Raw genomic sequence first — 21,639 nt, 5'->3', positions numbered from 1 at the left:
TTAGCATGGTCGGCCGGGCGGCGCATGTCAACGGACCGGACGGGTGGCGCGGTAGGTAGGTTGGAGGAGTGCCCCAGATCCCCGAGACGGTCCACGAGCTGACCGTCGGACAGTTGTCGGCCCGCAGCGGCGCGGCCGTCTCCGCCCTGCACTTCTACGAGTCCAAGGGCCTGATCTCCAGCCGCCGCACCTCGGGCAACCAGCGCCGCTACCACCGGGACGCGCTGCGCCGCGTCGCCTTCGTCCGGGCCGCCCAGCGCGTCGGCATCCCGCTCGCCACGATCCGGGAGGCGCTGGCCGAACTCCCGGAGGAGCGCACGCCGACCAGGGAGGACTGGGCCCGGCTGTCCCGGGCCTGGCGCTCCGAACTCGACGAGCGCATCAAACAGCTCGGCCGGCTGCGCGACCACCTCACGGACTGCATCGGCTGCGGCTGCCTCTCCCTGGAGACCTGTGTGCTCTCCAACCCCGACGACGTCCTCGGCGAGCGCCGGGCCGGCTCCCGGCTCATGACGGAGCCCGCCGGCGCACAGCCGCCGGCCCCGCGGGAACGGAGGCCGGCGGCGTGCGAACCCGGACCGTCGCGCGGGGAGCCGGCGGCGGGCGACCGCCGCTGACGCCCCCGCCCGCGCCTACTCGTACTCCGTGCCGCCCTTGCGGGTCAGGTAGGCCGGGCTGACCGCCTTCGCTATGGCCCGTCCGCCCGTCACCGGGCTGTAGCGCTCGGCGGCGACGAAGGTCCCCTCCGGTCCGTCGGGCGCGGGAGCGCCGGGGCGGATCACGACGCCCTCGCGCAGATGCAGGGCGCGGCCGGACACCGTCTCCCGGCCGGACGCGATCCCCAGGACGCGCTCGACGTCGTACGGACCCTCGTACAGCCGTGGCACCAGCGGGAGTTCACCCTCCAGCAGCTCCTGCGCGTCCAGCCAGCGGACCTCGCCGTCGATCTCCGCGGACACGTCGAAGACGGCGTAGCCGATCGTCTCGCGGCGGCCGTCGGCGCCGTACGACAGGTCCTGCACACCGGCCCCGTACACCTCGCCGAAGACGCCGACGCGGCGCGCGCCGAGGCGTCCGGCGATCCGGGCGGCGGCCTCCGCGACCCCGTGTCCGCGCACCGCGCGCCAGTACAGATTGCGCGGATCCTCCTTCAGGGCGAGGGACTTGGCGCCGAAGCCCTTCGAGGACACCTGGACCCGGTCCTCGTCGGCGAGGTAGGTCAGCAGACAGGCCGAACCGTGCAGCTTCTCCGTCACGACGACGGGCTCGCCCGGGGTGAAGATGTCCGGATAGCGCTGGATGTTCTCGATGTCGACCCAGGGCAGCAGATCGGGCGCCGCCTCCACGTCTCCGTTCATCGTGGGCGGGACCGGCGGGACCCACTTCACGATGCCGAGGAACTCCGCGAAGTCCGTGCCCTCCTCGGCGGCCCGCGCCAGGTCCACGTCCGCGAGCGCCTTCGGACGGCACACGATCCCCTGCGACAGCTCGCCGCGCAGCCGCACCGCCTTGACCCGGTCCGCCGAACTGCCCGCCAGGCGCCCCGTCAGCCCCAGCTCCTCGATGAGCGGGGCCGGCAGCACGGACTGCTCCGGGATGTAGAGCGCCCACTCGCCGGTGCGGTACGCGCCCTTGGCGACCACGGCGCGGTACAGGCCCACCTGGGCCAGTTCGAGCGCGTCGGCGTTCGGATGGTCGTGGACGGTCAGCACTTCGGCGGTGACGCGCAGCGTCGACATGGAGGACTCCTCGGGTTGCTCAGCCGTGTTTCATCGCACCCAACTGTCCGGTGGGGAAACGGCTGGAACCAGCGGATTTCCTGCTGCTACCGTCGCCACGCCGCCCTCGCGACGTACACCCGGCCGCGCGGGCGGACCGCTCGGCCGGGCGGGGTGCTCACGCGGACACGAGCAGCCGGCCGCGCCTGGCGCCGGCCAGCGCCTCCGGGGTCAGGACGGGCCGCGGCACCACGATTCCGCAGCTCGTGCAGACGGGGCCCGACGACGGTTCGTGGGCCAGTTCGTACATCCAGACCAGGCGCTCGCCGGCGCACACGGGGCAGACGGTGCCCGGTTCGCGCTCCAGGGCCGCGATCAGCCGTCGCAGCACCTCGGCCAGCGGTTCATGGGGGTGGACACGGGGGTTGTCGCACCAGGCGACGCCGAAGCCGCCCCAGGTCAGCCGGTGCCAGTCGTCGACACTGCCCGGCCTGCGCAGCCCGTCGTGCTTCTCCTTCTTGCGGCGCTTGGCGAACTCGACCTCGTAGGCGAGCCAGACGGAGCGGGCCTCCTCCAGTTCGTCCAGTGCGGCCACGAGCCGCGCCGGATCGGGGGAGCGGTCCTCGGGGCCGAACCCCGCCCGGGAGCACAGATGGTCCCAGGTCGCCCGATGCCCGTAAGGGGCGAACCTCTCCAGGCACTTGCGCAGTGAGTACCGCCGCAGTGCCAGATCACACCTCGGATCTCGCGCCTGTCTCGCCAGACTCCGGAAACCGGCCATCGTCCTGCACCTCCGTCACACCTGCACCTGTACTCCGGTCACTTCGGCGCCGTCCCGTACGGACGTCGTCGAGTAGACGTATCGACAAGCGATTCGGCTCCATCCAATTTTTCGACGACCCCCGAGAGCCACCCGCCGAGTGTCCTGAGCCCGCCTCCCGTCACCGTCGGCCGGCCGCCCACCGGATCTCCGGCGGGACCTCGTTCACTGTGAATCCAAAAAACTGACGCATGTTCATCTTCAAACTCGGGGATACCGGCGGTAACGTCCGGCCCACCCCCCGTCGGTAGGAGCTGACATGCCACCGAGCACCCCACGCACCACCTTGGACAGACTGAGAACTCCCCGCCGATTCCCCAAGTTCCTCAAGGCGGCATCCCTATGCGTGCTCATTGCCGGTCTTTTGTCGCCGCTTTCCCCGGCGGCCGCCGCGGACACCTCGGCCGCGGCCGCCGCGAACGACTACTGCGGCGGCCAGTGTTCGGACATCCTGCCGCCCGGTGAGAACGGCAACGCCACCCTCGCCCAGATCCTGCTCAACCAGGTCTTCGGCACCCAGCCCGGCCACGCCGAGGACCAGCTCGGCCTCTACGGCAACCTGCCCTCCGGGTACTCCACGCTCACCGACACCAAGATCAACGACTTCTTCAACGACGCCTCCTTCGGCGTCGCCTCCGGCCAGGTCGAGTCGACCACCAAGCCCGGCGGCCGCACGGACGTGACGATCGTCCGCGACAAGAAGACGGGCGTCCCGCACATCACCGGCACCACCCGCTACGGCACCGAGTACGGCGCCGGGTGGGCCGCCGGCCAGGACCGGCTGTGGCTCATGGACGTCTTCCGGCACGTCGGACGCGGCCAGCTCACCAGCTTCGCCGGCGGCGCGCCCTCCAACCAGGGCCTGGAGCAGGAGTTCTGGCGCAGCGCGCCCTACACCGAGGCCGACCTGCAGGCCCAGATCGACAGCGCCACCGCCAAGGCCGGAGCCCGCGGCGCCCAGGCCCTCGCGGACGCCAACGCCTACATCGACGGCATCAACGCCTACATCGACGCCTCCGACAGCGGCCGCTACTTCCCCGGCGAGTACGTCCTGACCGGCCACAAGGACTCCATCACCAACGCGGGCACGATCGACCATTTCAAGCTGACCGACCTCGTCGCGCTGGCGTCCGTCATCGGCTCGCTCTTCGGCTCGGGGGGCGGCGGCGAGGTCAACAACGCCATCTCCCTGCTCGCCGCCCAGTCCAAGTACGGCGTCACCGAGGGCACCAAGGTCTGGGAGTCCTTCCGCGAGCGCAACGACCCGGAAGCCGCGCTCACCGTGCACGGCGGCGAGAGCTTCCCGTACGCCTCCAAGCCCGACAGCGCGCAGGGCCAGGCCCTGCCCGACGCCGGCTCGGTGACCCAGGAACCCCTCGTCTACGACCGCACCGGCAGCGCGGCCACCGCGAGCGCCACCGGCGCCTCGGCGACCGCGGCCACGACCTCGCTCACCTCGGCCAAGCGGGGCATGTCCAACGCCCTCGTGGTCAGCGGCAGACACACCGCCAGCGGCCACCCGATCGCCGTCTTCGGGCCGCAGACCGGCTATTTCGCGCCACAGCTCCTCATGCTCCAGGAGATCCAGGGACCCGGGATCAGCGCCCGCGGCGCCTCCTTCGCGGGTCTGAGCATGTACGTCGAACTCGGCCGCGGCCAGGACTACTCCTGGAGCGCGACGACCTCCGGCCAGGACATCATCGACACGTACGCCGTCGAACTGTGCCAGGACGACTACCACTACCTCTACCACGGCACCTGCACGGCGATGGACAAGGTCGAGCGGACCAACTCCTGGAAGCCGACCACCGCCGACGGCACCGCCGCCGGTTCGTACCGGATGCAGGTCTACCGCACCAAGTACGGGCCCGTGGAGTACCGCGCGACGGTGGGCGGCAAGAAGGTCGCGTACACCACCCTGCGCACCTCCTTCCTGCACGAGGCCGACTCGATCATCGGCTTCCAGATGCTCAACGACCCCGACTACGTGAAGAGTCCGGCGACCTTCCAGAGCGCCGTGCAGAACATCAACTACACCTTCAACTGGTTCTACGCGGACTCGGCGCACACCGCCTACTACAACAGCGGGGACAACCCGGTGCGGGCGAGCGGCGTCGACGCGGAGTTCCCGGTGTGGGCGCAGTCCGCGTACGAGTGGCGGAACTGGGACCCGGCCACGAACACCGCCTCCTACACGCCCGCGTCCGCGCACCCCAACTCGGTGGACCAGGACTACTACATCTCCTGGAACAACAAGCAGGCCAAGGACTACACCACGGCCTCCTGGGGCGACGGCTCCGTGCACCGCGGGGACCTGCTGGAGGACCGGGTGTCCAAGCTCGTCGCGGCGGGCGGGGTGACCAGGTCCGCGCTGGTGAAGGCGATGGCCGACGCGGCACTCGCCGATCTGCGCGCCGAGGACGTGCTGCCCGGACTGCTCAAGGTCGTCAACAGCTCGCCGGTCACGGACTCCACGGCCGCCGCGGCCGTCAGCAAGCTCTCCGCGTGGGTGACGGCGGGCGCCAAGCGCAAGGAGACCTCGTCGGGTTCGCACACCTACGCCGACGCCGACGCGATCCGCATCCTGGACGCCTGGTGGCCGCTGCTGGTGAAGGCGGAGTTCCAGCCGGGGCTCGGCAGCGACCTGTACACCGCGTTCGGCAACAACCTCCCCGTCGACGAGGCGCCGTCCGCCGGACACGGACCGACCGGCTCGCACGCCGGAAGCTCCTTCCAGTACGGATGGTGGAGCTATGTCGACAAGGACATCCGGGCGGTGCTCGGGGAGCCCGTGCAAGGCGGTCTGTCGCAGACGTACTGCGGCGGAGGCAGCCTCACCGCCTGCCGGGACCTGCTGATCAGCTCGCTGAAGGAGGCGGCCGGCAAGACCGCGGCGACCGTCTACCCCGGGGACGACCAGTGCTCGGCGGGTGACCAGTGGTGTGCCGACTCGATCGTCCAGCGGACGCTCGGCGGCATCAAGCACGGCAAGATCACCTGGCAGAACCGGCCGACCTTCCAGCAGGTCGTCGAGTACACCTCGCACCGATGAGCACGAGCGCACAGCGGCACCGGCGCAGCACCCTTCGGGGCACGCCCTAGGGCGGTTCGGAGCCGAAGCGGCGGCGGGTCAGCGGACGCGGCCCGCCGCCAGCACCACCTGGGCCAGCTCACGGTGGCAGATGTCGCTGTGCGCGCCCGCCGGGGCGCCGCCGCGGCACACCACCGAGGCGGCGTCGACGTTCACGCACCCCGAGACCGGAAGCCGGGTGCGCAGCGCCTCGGCGAGCGTGAACGACTTCGTCCCCGGCACCGCCTGCACCCCGTCGTGGCCCATCGCACCCCACTGCGCGCCGAGCGCGCGGCCGATCCCGAAGTCCGCCACCACGGACCGGTCGTCCCCCGCCATCCGCGAGGCCAGCGGGTAGACCGTGCCGAGCGCCGAGTCGAAGTGGGAGTAGCAGCACACCAGCGGGCCGTCGATCCGGTGGTACTGGCCGTCCAGCACACCGCTCGCGCGCGGATCGTGGGGCAGCCGCGCGGCGAACGCGTAGTGCGAGAAGGCGCCTTGGAGCAGTGTCACCGACTTCACCGCGCGCACTCCGGGAGGCAGTCCGCGCAGCGCGAAGGAGACCAGCCGGCCGCCGAAGCTGTGCCCGACCAGGTGCACGCGCACGTCGGGCGCCACCGCCGCGAGCCGGCCGATCGCCGGCCCGAGCCCGCGTTCGCCGACCGTGCCCGCGCGTCTCTTCATCGCGTAGTACGTCGCCTGGCGCAGCAGTTCGAGCGCCCCGTCCCAGAGCCGGGGCAGCGCGAACGTCCCGGCGCCGGGGGCGTCGGTCCCGGCGAGCGCCCGCGCGAACTCGCCGCACACCGCCGCGGTGTCCCCGAAGAGCATCTCGGGGTCGCTCTCCGGGACGCCCTCGGCGAGGGTGTCCGCGGCGAAGGAGGTCTGCGGTCCCTGCGGCCGGACCTCGACGAGCAGCCGTACGAGACGGCCGAACTCCTCCAACGAGGCCTCGTCGTCCGGCTGCTGGTCGAGCAGCCTGGCTATCTGCTCGACCACGGTGGCCCGGCCGGGGAACACCTCCAGGAGGGCGTGCCGGGTGTCCTTGTCGAGGGGTGAGGCGCTGTCCGGGACGAGGGCGGCGGCCACCGACCGCGGGAAGTCGGGGATCGGTTCGTCCGAGAACCGCATCGAGGGCCAGACCACCCCCACGTAGCCCAGGCGCGCGGCCGGCGCGAGCTCGGGGACCGGGGCGAAGAACTGGCTGAAGAGGCGGGTGGCGGCCGAACGGTCGCTGTTCCAGCCGTGCGTGAAGACGATCAGGTCGCGGACCTTTCGCCGTGGCACCTCCTCGAGCCACCGGTCCCGTTCTCGGCCGTCCACGTCACCGTCCGCGTCGAACGTCAGCTCCCAGTAGGGAGAAACACTCACTGCCGGTTCCGTCATGTCAGGCCCCCTGACCCCGCGGGCGGTGCGATATGGGCGCATCGTCCACCCGGCGGGGAAAGTTGGCCATACATGACGACCTATCCGTCACGCATTCACTCGTTCGTGGAAGCGGACCCGGCCTACTTGTAGCTGAGGTAGTGCTTCCGGACCGTGCGGAAGGCCTCCAGGTCGTCCTGCCAGGCGGCCACGACCTCGTCGGTTCCGGCGCCCGCGTCGATCATCGTGCGCACCTGCGTCGAGCCCGTCAGCTTGTCGATCCAGTTGTCGGAGCGCCAGGCGAAGCCGCTCCAGACCTTCTTCGCGGTCACCAGAAGGGCGATCCCGGTGCGGACCGGCTCGTACGCCGCCCGGTCGTGCACATGGATCTGCACGCCCCCGATGGTCTTTCCCTGGAACTTGGAGAACGTGGGAGCGAAGTAGGCCTCTCTGAAGTGCACGCCGGGCAGGGCCAGTTCACCGGCCGCCGCCGCCCAGCGCCCGTCGACGCCCTCCGCGCCGAGCAGTTCGAACGGACGCGTCGTGCCCCGGCCCTCCGACAGGTTCGTCCCCTCGAAGAGGCAGGTCCCGGAGTACACCAGCGCGGTGTCCGCCGTCGGCATGTTCGGGCTCGGCGGCACCCAGGGCAGCCCCGAGGCGTCGTAGAACCGGTCGCGGCGCCAGCCGGACATGAGCACGGTGTCCAGTTCCACCGGCGCCGCCAGGAACTCCCCGTTGAAGAGCCGGGCCAGCTCCGCCACCGTCATCCCGTGCGCCTGCGCGATCGGCTGCCGCCCGACGAACGTCGCGAACTCCTTGTGCAGGACCGGCCCTTGGGCCGAGCGCCCGGTGACCGGGTTCGGCCGGTCGAGGACCACGAACCGTTTCCCGGCGAGCTGCGCCGCCTCCATGCAGTCGTACAGCGTCCAGATGTACGTGTAGAAGCGCGCCCCCGCGTCCTGGATGTCGAAGACGACGGTGTCCACGCCGGACGCGGTGAAGACGTCCGCGAGCGCCTGGCCGCTCTTCAGGTACGTGTCGTAGACGGGCAGTCCGGTCGCCGGATCGTCGTAGCGCCCCTCGGACCCGCCCGCCTGCGCGGTGCCCCGGAAACCGTGCTCGGGGCCGAAGACCGCCGTCAGGTCCACACGGGAGTCCGCGTGCATCACGTCGACGATGTGCCGGACGTCGCGGGTGACGCCCGTGGGGTTGGTGACGATCCCCACACGGCGGCCGTCGAGCAGGGCGTACCCGTCCCCGGCCAGACGCTCGAATCCGGTGCGCAGCCGGGCGCCGGGACTCGCTCCCCGCTCCGCCGCTCCGGCGGGCAGGGGGGTCAGGGCGGCCGCGGCGGTGCCGGCCGCGAGCAGGGACCGTCGGGACATGCGCATGATGGGACCTCCGTGATCGCGGAAGGCTGGCACAGGCACGCTAAGGGCTCCGGGGGGAGGTTCGCAGGGTCCGGATACGGCCGACCTGTGTGGACTCGTGGCGGGGGTTGTGTCCGGACCGTCCGCGCGGCCGCCTGGAGCCCTTCCCTTGTTACATACCGACTGGTTAGTCTGGCGTCGCAGCAGAGCCGTGTCACGTCGCGTCGAAGGAGACCCGTGGTGGAAGCCATGCAGGGTGCGGGAGTCGTCGTCACCGGAGCGGGGGGCGGGATCGGGGCCGCGCTGGCCCGCCGCTTCGCCGCCGAGGGAGCGCGGGTCGTGGTCAACGACCTCGACGCCGCCAAGGTGAAGGCCGTGGCCGACGAGATCGGCGGCATAGCGGTCGTGGGCGACGCCTCCCGCATCGTGGCCGAGGCCCGCGACGCCCTCGACGGCACCGTCGACGTCTACTGCGCGAACGCCGGAGTCGGCTCGGGCGGCTCCGAGGCGGCCGACGAGAGCGTGTGGGCCCTGGCCTGGGACGTCAACGTCATGGCCCACGTACGCGCCGCCCAGGCGCTGCTCCCGGACTGGCTGGAGCGCGGCGGCGGCCGGTTCGTCTCCACCGTCTCGGCCGCCGGACTGCTCACGATGATCGGCGCCGCCCCGTACAGCGTCACCAAGCACGGCGCCTACGCGTTCGCCGAGTGGCTGTCCCTGACGTACCGCCACCGCGGCGTGAAGGTGCACGCGATCTGCCCCCAGGGCGTGCGTACCGACATGCTGGAGGCCACCGGCAGCGCCGGCGACCTGGTGCTCCAGCCCACCGCCATCGAGCCCGAGGCCGTCGCCGACGCGCTCATGAAGGGCATCGAGGAGGACCGCTTCCTGGTCCTGCCGCACCCCGAGGTCGCCGGCTACTACCAGGCGCGCGCCGCCGACCCCGACCGCTGGATGACGAACATGAACCACCTCCAGCAGAAGTGGGAGACCGCCGAGTGACCCGCTACGCCGACAAACCCTGGGTGGCCCTGCTCAGCGAGGCCCAGCGCGGCCCGGTGAACCCCGCCGACACCCTCGTGCACGCCCTCGCGGACGTGGTCGGGCAGACCCCGGACCGCACCGCGCTCGCCTACTTCGACGGTCGGCTGAGCTACCGCGAGCTCGACGAGTTGAGCGACTCCGTGGCCGGACACCTCGCCGCCCGGGGCGTCGGACGGGGCGACCGCGTGGCGATCATGCTCCAGAACTCGCCGCACTTCGTCCTCGCCCTGCTCGGCGCCTGGAAGGCCGGCGCGACGGTCGTGCCCGTCAACCCCATGTACAAGTCGGGCGAGGTACGGCACGTCCTGCACGACGCCGAGGTGGCCGCCCTCGTCTGCTCCGACCGCGCCTTCGACGCGTACCTGCGCGAGACCGCCGCCGACTCGCCCGTGCGCGTCGTCCTGACGGCCTGCGAACTCGATCTCCAGACCCGGAACGACCCGCGCGTGCTGGCCTTCGAACGCCTGCCGCTCGACGACACGGCCGACGACCTCCTCGCCGTCGCCCGCCAGGGCCACAAGGCTCCCGGCGACCGCTCCCTCGGCCCGTCCGACATCGCGCTCATCAGCTACACCTCGGGCACCAGCGGCACCCCCAAGGGCGCCACCAACACCCACGGCAACATCATGTACAACGCGGAGCGCCAGCGGACCGGCCTCGCGCTGCCCGAGGCGCCCGTGTACTTCGCGATGGCGCCGCTCTTCCACATCACCGGGATGGTCTGCCAGCTCGCCGCCTGCCTCGACAGCGCGGGCACCCTGGTCCTCGCCTACCGCTTCGAGTCCGGAGTCGTCCTCGACGCCTTCGCCGAACACCGGCCGCTCTACACCGTCGGCCCCTCGACCGCGTTCATGGCGCTGGCCGCGCACCCGGACGTCACGCCGGACCACTTCTCCTCCTTCGTGAACATCTCCTCCGGCGGGGCCCCGCTGCCGCCCGCCCTCGTCGAACGGTTCCGGGCCGGCTTCGGCCCGTACATCCGCAACGGCTACGGGCTCACCGAGTGCACCGCGCCCTGCGCCTCCGTGCCGCCCGGCCTGGAGGCACCGGTGGACCCGGCCTCCGGCACCCTGGCCGTGGGCGTCCCCGGCCCCGAGTCGGTCGTACGCATCGTGGACGACCTCGGCCAGGAGGTCCCCTTCGGAGAGCAGGGCGAGATCCTCGTCCGCGGCCCGCAGGTGGTGCCCGGCTACTGGCGCCGCCCCGAAGCCACCGCCGAGACCTTCCCGGACGGCGAACTGCACACCGGCGACATCGGCTTCATGGACGAGAACGGCTGGCTCTACGTCGTCGACCGGAAGAAGGACATGATCAACGCGTCCGGCTTCAAGGTCTGGCCGCGCGAGGTCGAGGACGTCCTGCACACCCACCCGGCGGTCCGCGAGGCGGCCGTCGTGGGGGTCCCCGACGGCTACCGCGGGGAGACCGTCATGGCGTACATCAGCCTGCGCCCGGGGACCGCCGAGGACCCCGAAGCGCTGGCCGCGTACTGCAAGGAGAGACTGGCCGCCTACAAATATCCCCGGCGGGTGGAGATCCTGCCCGAACTGCCGAAGACGGCGAGTGGGAAGATCCTTCGTCGGGAACTGCGTTCCCGGTCCCAGGACTCCCAGTAGTCTCCAGGACTCCCCGCAGACGACGGACATCGATGTGAACGCACGGAAGGCAGGTGGCGGCAGTGCCCAGGACGACGGACGGTGACGGCACGCCCGTCCCGCAGCGGCTGCTCGCCGCCGCCACCCGGCTCTTCGCCGAGCAGGGCTACGACCGCACCTCGGTGCAGGAGATCGTCGAGGCGGCCGGCGTCACCAAGGGGGCGCTGTACCACTACTTCGGCTCCAAGGACGACCTCCTGCACGAGGTCTACGCGCGCGTGCTGCGGCTCCAGCAGGAGCGGCTGGACGCCTTCGCGGACGCCGACGCGCCGGTCGAGGAACGGCTGCGGCGAGCAGCGGCCGACGTGGTCGTCACGACCATCGACAACCTCGACGACGCGTCGATCTTCTTCCGGTCCATGCACCATCTCGGGCCCGAGAAGCTCAAGCAGGTGCGGTCCGAGCGGCGGCGCTATCACGAGCGGTTCCGCGCGCTGGTCGAGGAGGGCCAGAAGAAGGGCGTCTTCTCCACGGCCACGCCGGCCGACCTGGTCGTCGACTACCACTTCGGCTCGGTCCACCACCTGTCCACGTGGTACCGCCCCGACGGCCCCCTGGCCCCCCAGGAGGTAGCCGACCACCTGGCCGACCTCCTCCTGCGCGCCCTGCGCCCGTAAGAACGTCTCTCGCCCCCCCGCCCCTACCCTCCCCCAAGGTCTCGGCTTCGCTCGACCAGGGGGACCCCCATCGTCCCCGGGGGCGCTGCCCCCGGACCCCCGCTCCTCAAGCGCCGGAGGGGCTGAACTTTTCCCCGCCGGGAAGTTCCAGCCCGTCCGGCGCTTGAGGACGAGGCCGTTCAGGCCGAAGCGGGGGTCTGGGGGCGGCAGCCCCCCAGGTAAGGGACGGGCAGGGGCGGAGGGGGCGAAGAACGTCCGCCCCCGCCCCCGCGGCGTCAGACGTGCTTCTTGATCTCCCGGTGGGCCAGCGAGCGCTGGTGGACCTCGTCGGGACCGTCCGCCAGCTTCAGCGTCCGGGCCGCGGCCCACAGCTCGGCCAGCGGGAAGTCCTGGCTGACCCCACCCGCCCCGTGAAGCTGGACCGCCTTGTCGAGGATGTCCACGACCGCCCGCGGAGTGGCGATCTTGATGGCCTGGATCTCGGTGTGCGCACCCTTGTTGCCGACCGTGTCCATCATCCACGCGGTCTTCAGGACCAGCAGACGAAGCTGCTCGACGGCCACCCGCGCGTCGGCGATCCAGTTCTGCACGACCCCCTGCTGCGCCAGCGGCTTGCCGAACGCCGTACGCGACACCGCCCGGCGGCACATCAGCTCGATGGCCCGCTCGGCCATGCCGATCAGCCGCATGCAGTGGTGGATCCGGCCCGGGCCCAGCCGCGCCTGCGCGATGGCGAAACCGCCGCCCTCCTCGCCGATCAGATTGCTCGCCGGAACCCGCACGTGGTCGAAGACGACCTCCGCGTGCCCGCCGTGCGAGTGGTCCTCGTAGCCGTACACCTGCATGGCCCGCCGGACGACGAGCCCGGGGGTGTCGCGCGGGACCAGGATCATCGACTGCTGGCGGCGGATGTCGGCGCCGTCCGGATCCGTCTTGCCCATCACGATGAAGATCTTGCAGTCGGGGTTCATCGCCCCGGAGATGTACCACTTGCGCCCGGTGATGACGTACTCGTCGCCGTCCCGCTCGATCAGCGTGGTGATGTTCGTGGCGTCGGAGGAGGCGACCTCCGGCTCGGTCATCGCGAACGCGGAGCGGATCTCCCCGGCGAGCAGCGGCTCCAGCCACTGCTTGCGCTGCGCCTCGTCACCGAACTGGGCGAGCACCTCCATGTTCCCGGTGTCCGGGGCCGCGCAGTTCAGCGCCGTGGGCGCCAGGTGCGGGCTGCGGCCGGTGATCTCGGCCAGCGGCGCGTACTGGAGGTTGGTCAGCCCGGCACCGTACTCGGAGTCCGGCAGGAAGAGGTTCCACAGACCCTGCCTGCGGGCCTCGGCCTTCAACTCGCCGACCACGGCGGGCGTGTCCCACGGCGAGGCCAGCAGCGCGCGCTGCTCCTCCGCGACCGCCTCCGCCGGATAGACGTACTCGTCCATGAAGGCGAGCAGCTTCCCGCGCAGCTCTTCGGTGCGCGCGTCGAATGCGAAGTCCATGGCGGATCAGCCTTCCTGAAGGGTGGTCAGGCCGTGCTCGATGAAGACGGGGACCAGCTCGCCGATGCGGTCGAAGCCCGCGCCGACCGTCTGGCCCTTGGTGTAGCGGTAGTGGATGCCCTCCAGGATCACGGCGAGCTTGAACCAGGCGAAGGCCGTGTACCAGGAGACCGCGGAGACGTCGCGCCCCGAGCGCGCGGCGTACCGCTCGACGATCTCGGCCGCCTCGGGATGTCCGGCGGCCGAAGCGGTCGTGCTGATGGGGGAGTCGGGCAGCTCCAGGCGCGTGCTGTACATGACGAGCAGCCCGAGGTCGGTGAGCGGATCGCCGAGGGTGGACATCTCCCAGTCCAGGATCGCCCTGATCCGGTCGTCGGGCCCGATCAGCACGTTGTCCAGGCGGTAGTCGCCGTGCACGACGGTGGGCGCGGGGGAGGTGGGCAGTTCGCGGCCCAGCGCGGCGTGCAACTCGTCGATGCCGGCGAGTTCGCGGTTGCGGGAGGCGTCCAACTGCTTGCCCCAGCGCCGCAGTTGCCGGTCGAGGAAGCCCTCGGGACGGCCGAAGTCGGCGAGGCCGACCGCGGCGGGGTCCACCGCGTGCAGCTCGACCAGGGTGTCCACGAGGGCGAGGACGGCGTCGCGCGTGCGCTGCGGGCCGAGCGGGGCGAGCTGGTCGGCGGTGCGGAAGGGGGTGCCCTCGACGAACTCCATGACGTAGAACGGGGCACCGAGCACCGAGTCGTCCTCGCACAGCAGCACGGGGTCCGGGACCGGCACGGCCGTCGGGTGCAGCGCGCTGATCACCCGGTGCTCGCGCTTCATGTCGTGCGCCGTGGCCAGCACGTGGCCGAGCGGGGGCCGCCGTACGACCCAGCGGGAGGCGCCGTCGGAGACCGCGTAGGTGAGGTTCGACCGTCCGCCCTCGATCAGCCGGCCGGTCAGCGGGCCGTTCACCAGTCCGGGCCGCTCACGGTCGAGCAGGGCTCGCAGCCGGTCGAGATCGAGACCTGGCGGGTGGTCCGGGCTCATCTGTTGCTCCTCAGCACGCGGGTGACAGGACATGACCATGATGCCGACCAGTCGGTATGTCGTCCAGCGGCAGCACCAAACGTGATCGGCGTCTCGCCCCCGGAACACCCGCGCGGGGGAGCGGGCCGCGGTGCCGGGGCGGCCCGCGGCCGTGCGGGAGTCCGCCGGTGCGCCAAGGCACGCACGCCCACGGGACGCCGGTGTCTCAGAACACCAGGGCCACCGCGAACACGGCCAGCGCCACCGTGCACAGGGCCGCCGCCGTCGCGTGCCGGGGCGCGAGCGCGGCCGGACCCGCGGGGCCCGCGACCGCCGCCAGGGTCCGGATACGGCGGTGGGCGAGGGCCAGGAACGCCAGCCAGACGACGCAGCAGAACGCGAACGCCACGATCGCGGCGGCCGAGTCCCGCCCGTGCAGGGCCGCCTTCGCGGCGAGCACGGCGACGACGGTGCTGGAGAGGGTCGTACGGCGCCACGCCAGCCGCGTGCGCTCCGGCTGGAGGCCCGGATCGCGCTCGGGCCCCGGTGGGGTGCTCATCCCGCCCAGCCGCCGAGGACGACGACGACCATGGCGATCGCGACGATCGCGACGACGATGCTCAGCACCGCGGGGAAGCGCGACACCGGCAGGTCCTCGCCGCGCCGCATCGCCCGCTCGCAGCGCACCCAGTGATTGACGGCCCGCAGCGCGCACAGCACGCCCGCCGCGAGCAGCGCCAGGGCGAGACCCGCCCGCCAGGCCCAGCGCAGGTCCGGCAGGAACTGGTCCACCGCGAAGCCGCCGCCGATGAGCGCGAGCGAGGTGCGCAGCCAGGCCAGGAAGGTCCGCTCGTTGGCCAGCGAGAACCGGTAGTCCGGGGTCGCGCCCTCGGACCGGATCTCCTGCGGCGCGAACCACAACCGGACATTGCGCACGAGTTCGATCACGACCAGGACCCTACCGGGCAGCCTCGCGCGGGGCTCCTCCGGAGCCGCCCTCGCGGGGTCCGGGCCGGACGGCCGATCCGTCCGATCCGTCCGACCCGTCCGGCCCGGACGGGTCGAGCGGGTCGGTCGGCCGTCCGTGCGTCAGCGATCCGTCCGGCCGGACCGATCAGTCCATCGCCCGGTAGTCCGTGAGCCGCTCGTAGGCGGCCAGTCCGTCCGGCACCCACGTCCACTCGTCGAGGCGACGCTCAACCTCGCCGTCCGTGAGGAAGTCGTGCCAGGCCACCTCCTCCACCTGCGGATTCACCGGCAGCTCGCAGCGGACCTCGTACACGGCCGACCACCAGCTCGCGCCCGCCCCGTCGTCGTACAGGAACTTGAACAGGGGGGTCGGCCGGGGCAGCCCGGAGACGCCGAGTTCCTCCTCGGCCTCGCGGAGCGCCGCGTCGTCGTAGGACTCGCCCGCGCCCACGACCCCGCCCACGAACATGTCGTAGAACGAGGGGAACACCAGCTTGGTGGGGGTGCGCCGGTGGACGAAGAGCCGCCCCCGGGCGTCCCGCGCCTCGATGAACACGCACCGGTGGCGCAGCCCGCGCGCGTACGCCTCCCCGCGCGGGGACTGCCCGATGATCTCGTCGTTCTCGTCCACGATGTCGAGGATCTCGTCAGCGGCACTCATGGGTTCCATCCAAGCAGTTCCCGCCTCCGCGGAGGGTCCCCACGAGGGGCGCGCACGGCCGTCGGAGTGGTGCGCCGTGCCGGGGCGCGGGGACTCAGTGCGGCTGGAGGTCGCGCGAGCGTTCCGGTTCCGCGGTGCCCGAGGGCATCGCCGGGTGCATGCCCAGCAGGACGATCCCGGTCACGATGCCGGCGAGGCCCGCGGCCTGCCAGGCGAGAGCGCCGGGATCGGTGCGGAGCTGGTCCCCGAGGAAGCCCACCCCGCAGGCGATCCCCGCCAGCGGCTGGGCGGCGGTCAGCGCGGGCAGCGACATGCGCAGCGGTGCCGTCTCGAAGGCGCTCTGGACGAGGATCAGCCCGGTCACGCCGAGGACGAGCACCGCGTACGGCTGCCAGCCCGTGAGCAGTTCCGACATGCCGCCCGCGCTGAACCGCTGGCCGCTGACCCGGGTCAGCGCGTCCTGCAGTCCGTACAGCAGACCGGCGGCGGTGGCGAGCAGCACGGGTCCGGCGCTCAGCCGGGACCGTTTCGCGCAGGTGGTGAGCAGCAGGGCGAGCCCGACCACGATCCCGATGATCAGCCAGTGCCGGAGCGGGTCGTCGATGGCCTCGCCGCCCTGGGGCTGCCCGGCGATGATGAAGGCCGAGACACCGCCCGCGAGCAGCAGCAGCCCGGCCCAGCCCTGCCGGCCCAGCGGCTGTTTCGTCTGGTGTCGGGAGAGCGCCAGCGCGAAGAGCAGATTGGTGGCGAGGAGCGGTTCCACCAGGGAGACCTCGCCGTTGCCGAGCGCGATCGCCCCGAGCACCATGCCGCACACCATGAGCCCGATGCCGCCCAGCCAGCGGGGGACCCGGATGAGGTCGAGCAGGATGCGGGGGGAGAGGAAGTCGCTCAGCGGGGCGTGCGAGGCGGCGTTCTGCTGGAGCACGAAGCCGAAGCCCAGGCAGCAGGCCGCGCTCACGGCGAGGACCAGAACCAGTACCGACACGCTGGGTACCTCGATGCGTCAGAAGTCGGGGCGGGCCAGTGTTGCGTATCCCGCCGACTGTAGTGCCATGGTCCGCGCGCCCGCCCCCGGGAACAACCGGAACCGGGCAGTTGACTCGGTCACCTTTCTTGCCGAGGATGCGGACCCATCAGTAACAAGTGCTGGTCGGCCGCATGGTCGACCGGCGTCAATGTCTCACCAACCAGCGACGCCGCCGATCGGTTCGTGACAAACGTCATCAAGACGTCCTCGCGACGCCCGACCCGATCAGACCCGTCGGAATGCCGAGAGGACGGGCCCATGGCCTACGACGCAGATGTGATCGTCATCGGAGCGGGCCTGGCGGGGCTCGCGGCGACCGCGGAACTCGTCGACGCCGGCCGCAAGGTGATCCTTCTCGACCAGGAGCCCGAGCAGTCGATCGGTGGCCAGGCGCACTGGTCCTTCGGCGGTCTCTTCTTCGTCGACTCGCCCGAGCAGCGCCGCATGAGGATCAAGGACACGCACGAGCTGGCCCTCCAGGACTGGATGGGCACGGCCGGCTTCGACCGCCCCGAGGACCACTGGCCGCGCCGCTGGGCCGAGGCGTACGTCGACTTCGCGGCCGGCGAGAAGCGGCCCTGGCTGCACGCGCAGGGCGTGCGCTTCTTCCCGGTGGTGGGCTGGGCCGAGCGCGGGGGCTACGACGCCAACGGGCACGGCAACTCGGTGCCGCGCTTCCACATCACCTGGGGGACCGGTCCGGGCCTCGTGGCGCCCTTCGAGCGCCGGGTGCGGGAAGGGGTGGCCCGCGGACTGGTCGAGCTGCGCTTCCGGCACCGGGTCACCGGCCTGTCCCGCAGCGCGGGCTCCGTCGACACCGTCACCGGGGAGGTGCTGGAGCCGTCCGGCATCGAGCGCGGCCAGGCCAGCAGCCGTACGGTCACCGGCGCCTTCGAGCTCAAGGCCCAGGCCGTGATCGTCACCTCCGGCGGCATCGGCGGCAACCACGACCTCGTGCGCGCCAACTGGCCCGAGCGCCTCGGCACCCCGCCCGAGCGGATGATCTCCGGCGTCCCCGCGCACGTCGACGGGGCCATGCTCGGGATCGCGGAGGAGACCGGGGCCCGCCTCATCAACCGCGACCGCATGTGGCATTACACCGAGGGCATCCAGAACTGGAACCCCATCTGGGACAAGCACGGCATCCGCATCCTGCCGGGCCCCTCCTCCCTGTGGCTGGACGCGCGCGGCAACCGGCTGCCGGTACCGCTCTTCCCGGGCTTCGACACGCTCGGCACCCTCGAACACATCATGAAGACCGGGTACGACTACACCTGGTTCGTGCTGGACCAGAAGATCATCGGCAAGGAGTTCGCGCTCTCCGGCTCGGAGCAGAACCCCGATCTGACCGGCAAGTCCATCAAGGGCGTCATCGGACGGGCCCGCGCGGACGTGCCCGGACCGGTCAAGGCGTTCATGGACAACGGCGTCGACTTCGTCGTCGAGAAGGACCTCGGCGCGCTGGTGCGCGGGATGAACGCGCTCACCGAGAAGCCGCTCATCGACGAGGCGGCGCTGCGCCGCGAGATCGTCGCGCGGGACCGGGAGGTCGCCAACCCGTTCACCAAGGACCTCCAGGTCATGTCGATCCGCGGGGCCCGCAACTACCTCGGCGACAAGCTGATCCGCACCGCGCCCCTGCACCGCATCCTCGACCCCGCGGCCGGCCCGCTGATCGCGGTGCGCCTGAACATCCTGACCCGCAAGACCCTCGGCGGACTGGAGACGGACCTCTCCTCGCGGGTGCTGACCGACGGCGGCGACCCGCTGGAGGGTGTGTACGCGGCCGGCGAGGCCGCCGGTTTCGGCGGCGGCGGAGTCCACGGATACCGCTCGCTGGAGGGCACCTTCCTCGGCGGCTGCCTCTTCTCCGGCCGCACGGCGGGCCGGGCGGCGGCCAAGGCCGTGAGCTGATCGTGTCCCGCCGGGCGCTGATCGCGCCCGATGCACAAGTCGTCCGCCCCGGGCGGCCGTTGTCATCAGGACAGTGACGGCCGCCCGCGGTTCGGCGACAGGGGAAGCTGCCAAGTCGGGCGGACAAGGCACCTGTTCAGGACTTTGCGGAACAGTGTGCAGGTAACTGGTGTGTACAAGTGGCCAGTTGACACGTGTAGTGCCCCGGCTCGAGCTTGACTTGAACCCGTGGCTCCGGGTTTGCTGTGCGTGATCACCCTTTGACGAACCGCGCCTGTGAGGTTGAGCAGCGGTGTCACCACCCCCACCACCGCTGGGCCGCGGCCGCAAGCGGGCGTCCCAGGCCTTCGACGCCGCTCTCGACGACGCCGAACTCGTCACCGTACGCGCCGCGTTGAACCAGGGGCGGTGGACCGAGGTCCGGGCGCTGCTCGCCGCGACCGGCGACGACTGGGACCGCCGCGGGCACCGCGTCACCGTCCTCGCCCAGGAGTCCGCGACGCTCGCCTGGGCCCGCGACTGGCAGCTCGCCGAACCGGAATCCGCCGACGCCGCCGTCCTCCTCGGCTGCGCCGCCGTGGAACGCGCCCTGCGCGGCAAGGAACGCCCGGACGCGGCCCGCGAGGCCTGCCACCGTGCGGCGGACCTCGCCCCCGACGACCCCACCCCCTGGCTCGGACTCCTCCTCCTGGAGCGCTCGCTCGGGGCCGAGGACGACGTGGTCCGCCTCTTCGACGAGGTGCGCCACCGGCACGCCGTCCATCACCACGCGCACCACCTGATGGTCGCGAGGCTCGCCGAGCGCCGCGCCGCCGCGGGCCAGGACCCCCTGCACGAGGTGTACGACTTCGCCAACTGGTCGGCCGAGCAGGCGCCCGCCGACTCGCCGCTGGCGATCCTGCCGGTCGTCGCGCACGCCGAGCGCTTCCGTGTGCTCGCCGGCGCCGGGAGTGAGCCCGCCGACCCGGTCGCCTCGGGGCACTGGGCCGGGCGCCGGGCCCGCCAGGTGATGAAGGCCGCCTTCGACTGGTGGCTGGAGTGGGAGCACGGCGACCACCCGCGCCGTCTGGTCGACCTCAACTACCTCGCCCACGCCAAGATCTGCGAGGGCCGGGACGGCGAGGCGGCCGCCCTCTTCCTCCGGATCGCGGACCACCCGACCGCGGCTCCGTGGTCGTACCCGGACCGCGACGGACACCAAGCCTTCCGTGCCGCACGCGACCGCGTGCTCGGCACGGTGTGAACGCCCCCGAAGACCCGACATCCGAAAGGACGACCCCGCGATGACGACGGGCAGTTCGAGCACACCGAGTACGTCGAGCACGGGAAGACCCGACGCCGAGAGCGCCGGCATCAGCACGTTCAAGGGGCAGGACCGGGCACTGCGGGCCGGCCGGCTGGGCACGGCGGGCCTGCTGCTGTCCGTGCTCGCGGCGACCGCCCCGCTCATGGTGGTAGCGGGTGTCATGCCCACCACATTCGCGGTGATGGGCATCGTCGGGCAGCCGCTGCTCTTCGTCATCCTCGGCATCGTCCTGGTGCTCTTCAGCGTCGGCTACGCCGAGATGAGCCGGCACGTCCACAACGCCGGCGCCTTCTACGCGTACATCTCGCGCGGACTCGGCGGCACCCCGGGCGCGGGCGCCGCCGCGGTCGCCCTCGTCGCCTACAGCGCGCTGCAGGTCGGCATCTACGGCCTCTTCGGCTACGAGGTCTCCGGACTGTTCGCCACCTACCTCGACACCGAACTCGTCTGGTGGATACCGGCGTTGGCCGCCGTGCTCGTCGTGGGCGCGCTCGCCTGGCTGAAGATCGACGTCAACGCCTGGGTCCTCGGCGTCCTGCTCGTCATCGAGGTGACCCTCGTCGTCGTCTTCGACGTCGCCGCCGTCGGCGACCCCGCCAAGGCGGGCCTGTCGCTGCACGCCTTCAACCCCGACACCCTCACCGGGGCGGGCGTCGGCACCGCGCTGTGCTTCTGCATCGCCGCCTTCACCGGCTTCGAACAGGCCCCGGTCTACGCCGAGGAGACCAGCCGCCCGCACATCCTCGTGCCGCGCGTCATGTTCCTCGCGATCGGTTTCGTCGCCGTCTTCTTCGCGATCAGCTCCTGGGCGCTCACCGTCGCCACCGGACCCTCCGCGATCGTGGGCACCTCCCAGAAGCAGAGCGCCGGACTGCTGTTCTTCCTCACCGAGTCACGCCTCGGCTCCACGTTCACCGACGTCCTGCACGTCCTCTTCGTGACCGGTATGTTCGCGGCGCTGCTCAGCTTCCACAACGTCGTCGCGCGGTACGCCTTCGCGATGGGCCGCGAGGGTCTGCTGCCCGCCGCCTTCGGCCGGACCTCCGAGGCCAGCGGAGCCCCCGGAACCGGCTCGCTCCTGCACACCGTCGTCTCCCTGATCGTGGTCGGCGGCTTCGCCCTGTCCGACGACAAGCCGACCGGAGACCCGACCGCGCCGGTCCTCAGGCTCTTCACCTGGGGCGGCAACGTCGGAGCGCTCGGCGTCACCCTCCTCATGGCGGCCGCCTCCCTCTCGGTCATCGTGTTCTTCGTCCGCCGCGGCGCGGCCCGCGCCCAGTCCTGGCGTCTGGTCACCTCCGCGATCGCGGGTCTCGCCCTGCTGGTCATCGCGGTCTACACCGTCAAGGACTTCGACGTCCTCGTCGGCTCGGGTCCGGACTCCGTCCTGAACGTGCTGCTGCCCGCCGTCATCGGGGTCGCGCTGATCGCCGGACTCGTCCAGGGGCTGCTCCTGCGCTCCCGCAAGCCCGAGGCGCACGCCCGGATCGGTCTCGGCAACGAGGCGTTCCAGTTGGACAAGGCGGCCGAGTCCTCCTCCTGATGAGGCCCTGCCGTCCTCTCCACGGCCGAACTTCCGGGCCCGCAGGTGAGAAGAGATGACGG

The 21,639-nt window shown here is 71.6% G+C and carries 18 protein-coding genes; 8 read left to right on the top strand and 10 right to left on the bottom strand.

Annotated features, from left to right (window positions below; genetic code table 11):
* Positions 1-68 precede the first annotated feature (68 nt).
* On the top strand, positions 69-617 hold the full coding sequence (gene soxR, locus ACZ4TO_RS34210; RefSeq protein WP_468026242.1) for a redox-sensitive transcriptional activator SoxR: 549 nt from the start codon (positions 69-71) through the stop codon (positions 615-617).
* 15 nt (positions 618-632) lie between these two features.
* On the opposite strand, the gene ACZ4TO_RS34205 is transcribed toward soxR, so the two are convergent.
* On the bottom strand, positions 633-1,739 hold the full coding sequence (locus ACZ4TO_RS34205) for an RNA ligase (ATP) (RefSeq protein ID WP_468026241.1): 1,107 nt from the start codon (positions 1,737-1,739) through the stop codon (positions 633-635).
* Positions 1,740-1,896: 157 nt separating this feature from the next.
* The gene (locus tag ACZ4TO_RS34200; RefSeq protein WP_382789327.1) at positions 1,897-2,499 is read right to left on the bottom strand and encodes a hypothetical protein; all 603 of its coding nucleotides are present in this window, start codon (positions 2,497-2,499) and stop codon (positions 1,897-1,899) included.
* A 298-nt stretch (positions 2,500-2,797) separates the two neighbouring features.
* Between ACZ4TO_RS34200 and ACZ4TO_RS34195 the strand changes: the two genes are divergently transcribed.
* The gene (locus ACZ4TO_RS34195) at positions 2,798-5,590 is read left to right on the top strand and encodes a penicillin acylase family protein (RefSeq protein ID WP_382789324.1); all 2,793 of its coding nucleotides are present in this window, start codon (positions 2,798-2,800) and stop codon (positions 5,588-5,590) included.
* Between the two features lie 78 nt (positions 5,591-5,668).
* Here the strand turns inward: ACZ4TO_RS34195 and ACZ4TO_RS34190 are convergent, their stop codons facing one another.
* Entirely contained in the window at positions 5,669-6,991 is a 1,323-nt protein-coding gene (locus ACZ4TO_RS34190; RefSeq protein WP_468026240.1) for a lipase family protein, read from the bottom strand.
* A 122-nt stretch (positions 6,992-7,113) separates the two neighbouring features.
* Positions 7,114-8,361: an exo-beta-N-acetylmuramidase NamZ family protein gene (locus tag ACZ4TO_RS34185; RefSeq protein WP_468026239.1), complete on the bottom strand. Its 1,248-nt coding sequence runs from the start codon at positions 8,359-8,361 to the stop codon at positions 7,114-7,116.
* 216 nt (positions 8,362-8,577) lie between these two features.
* Here ACZ4TO_RS34185 and ACZ4TO_RS34180 point away from each other — a divergent pair, with 216 nt between their 5' ends.
* From ACZ4TO_RS34180 to ACZ4TO_RS34170, 3 genes are all read left to right on the top strand, one after another.
* Complete coding sequence (locus ACZ4TO_RS34180) at positions 8,578-9,342, top strand: SDR family oxidoreductase (protein WP_385042585.1); 765 nt, start codon at positions 8,578-8,580, stop codon at positions 9,340-9,342.
* Positions 9,339-11,000 (top strand): class I adenylate-forming enzyme family protein, encoded by a 1,662-nt coding sequence (locus ACZ4TO_RS34175; protein ID WP_468026238.1) that lies wholly within the window; start codon positions 9,339-9,341, stop codon positions 10,998-11,000. The genes ACZ4TO_RS34180 and ACZ4TO_RS34175 overlap by 4 nt, the downstream gene beginning before the upstream one ends.
* Before the next feature lie 62 nt (positions 11,001-11,062).
* On the top strand, positions 11,063-11,656 hold the full coding sequence (locus tag ACZ4TO_RS34170) for a TetR/AcrR family transcriptional regulator (RefSeq protein WP_328454182.1): 594 nt from the start codon (positions 11,063-11,065) through the stop codon (positions 11,654-11,656).
* A 275-nt stretch (positions 11,657-11,931) separates the two neighbouring features.
* On the opposite strand, the gene ACZ4TO_RS34165 is transcribed toward ACZ4TO_RS34170, so the two are convergent.
* From ACZ4TO_RS34165 to ACZ4TO_RS34140, 6 genes are all read right to left on the bottom strand, one after another.
* Positions 11,932-13,146, bottom strand: a complete 1,215-nt coding sequence (locus tag ACZ4TO_RS34165; RefSeq protein WP_382789310.1) for an acyl-CoA dehydrogenase family protein — start codon at positions 13,144-13,146, stop codon at positions 11,932-11,934.
* A 6-nt stretch (positions 13,147-13,152) separates the two neighbouring features.
* On the bottom strand, positions 13,153-14,175 hold the full coding sequence (locus ACZ4TO_RS34160) for a phosphotransferase family protein (protein ID WP_468026237.1): 1,023 nt from the start codon (positions 14,173-14,175) through the stop codon (positions 13,153-13,155).
* Positions 14,176-14,380: 205 nt separating this feature from the next.
* Positions 14,381-14,713: a DUF202 domain-containing protein gene (locus tag ACZ4TO_RS34155; RefSeq protein WP_468026236.1), complete on the bottom strand. Its 333-nt coding sequence runs from the start codon at positions 14,711-14,713 to the stop codon at positions 14,381-14,383.
* Positions 14,710-15,102 carry a YidH family protein gene (locus tag ACZ4TO_RS34150; protein WP_382789302.1) on the bottom strand — a complete coding sequence of 131 codons (393 nt, stop codon included), beginning with the start codon at positions 15,100-15,102 and terminating at the stop codon, positions 14,710-14,712. Before ACZ4TO_RS34150 ends, ACZ4TO_RS34155 begins: the two co-directional genes overlap by 4 nt.
* A 166-nt stretch (positions 15,103-15,268) precedes the next feature.
* Complete coding sequence (locus tag ACZ4TO_RS34145) at positions 15,269-15,784, bottom strand: NUDIX hydrolase (protein ID WP_385042582.1); 516 nt, start codon at positions 15,782-15,784, stop codon at positions 15,269-15,271.
* 94 nt (positions 15,785-15,878) lie between these two features.
* Positions 15,879-16,772, bottom strand: coding sequence for a DMT family transporter (locus ACZ4TO_RS34140; protein WP_382789296.1), 894 nt, complete (start codon positions 16,770-16,772; stop codon positions 15,879-15,881).
* A 300-nt stretch (positions 16,773-17,072) separates the two neighbouring features.
* On the opposite strand from ACZ4TO_RS34140, the gene ACZ4TO_RS34135 reads away from it, so the two are divergent.
* The 3 genes from ACZ4TO_RS34135 (at position 17,073) to ACZ4TO_RS34125 (ending at position 21,577) form a co-directional block, all read left to right on the top strand.
* Positions 17,073-18,728 (top strand): FAD-binding dehydrogenase, encoded by a 1,656-nt coding sequence (locus ACZ4TO_RS34135; protein WP_468026235.1) that lies wholly within the window; start codon positions 17,073-17,075, stop codon positions 18,726-18,728.
* 292 nt (positions 18,729-19,020) lie between these two features.
* Positions 19,021-19,971, top strand: a complete 951-nt coding sequence (locus tag ACZ4TO_RS34130) for a hypothetical protein (RefSeq protein ID WP_382789290.1) — start codon at positions 19,021-19,023, stop codon at positions 19,969-19,971.
* Between the two features lie 40 nt (positions 19,972-20,011).
* Positions 20,012-21,577 carry an APC family permease gene (locus ACZ4TO_RS34125; RefSeq protein ID WP_382789287.1) on the top strand — a complete coding sequence of 522 codons (1,566 nt, stop codon included), beginning with the start codon at positions 20,012-20,014 and terminating at the stop codon, positions 21,575-21,577.
* Positions 21,578-21,639 lie beyond the last annotated feature (62 nt).

It is taken from the genome of Streptomyces sp. NPDC028298 (assembly GCF_055565895.1).
This window is presented reverse-complemented; position numbering and strand designations above follow the sequence as displayed.

Coding starts and splice junctions, on each gene's coding strand:
- ACZ4TO_RS34155 (WP_468026236.1), bottom strand. CDS start 14,713: ATGAGCACCCCACCGGGGCCCGAGCGCGATCCGGGCCTCCAGCCGGAG.
- ACZ4TO_RS34195 (WP_382789324.1), top strand. CDS start 2,798: ATGCCACCGAGCACCCCACGCACCACCTTGGACAGACTGAGAACTCCC.
- ACZ4TO_RS34185 (WP_468026239.1), bottom strand. CDS start 8,361: ATGCGCATGTCCCGACGGTCCCTGCTCGCGGCCGGCACCGCCGCGGCC.
- ACZ4TO_RS34160 (WP_468026237.1), bottom strand. CDS start 14,175: ATGAGCCCGGACCACCCGCCAGGTCTCGATCTCGACCGGCTGCGAGCC.
- ACZ4TO_RS34190 (WP_468026240.1), bottom strand. CDS start 6,991: ATGACGGAACCGGCAGTGAGTGTTTCTCCCTACTGGGAGCTGACGTTC.
- ACZ4TO_RS34165 (WP_382789310.1), bottom strand. CDS start 13,146: ATGGACTTCGCATTCGACGCGCGCACCGAAGAGCTGCGCGGGAAGCTG.
- ACZ4TO_RS34135 (WP_468026235.1), top strand. CDS start 17,073: ATGGCCTACGACGCAGATGTGATCGTCATCGGAGCGGGCCTGGCGGGG.
- ACZ4TO_RS34145 (WP_385042582.1), bottom strand. CDS start 15,784: ATGAGTGCCGCTGACGAGATCCTCGACATCGTGGACGAGAACGACGAG.
- ACZ4TO_RS34200 (WP_382789327.1), bottom strand. CDS start 2,499: ATGGCCGGTTTCCGGAGTCTGGCGAGACAGGCGCGAGATCCGAGGTGT.
- ACZ4TO_RS34125 (WP_382789287.1), top strand. CDS start 20,012: ATGACGACGGGCAGTTCGAGCACACCGAGTACGTCGAGCACGGGAAGA.
- ACZ4TO_RS34205 (WP_468026241.1), bottom strand. CDS start 1,739: ATGTCGACGCTGCGCGTCACCGCCGAAGTGCTGACCGTCCACGACCAT.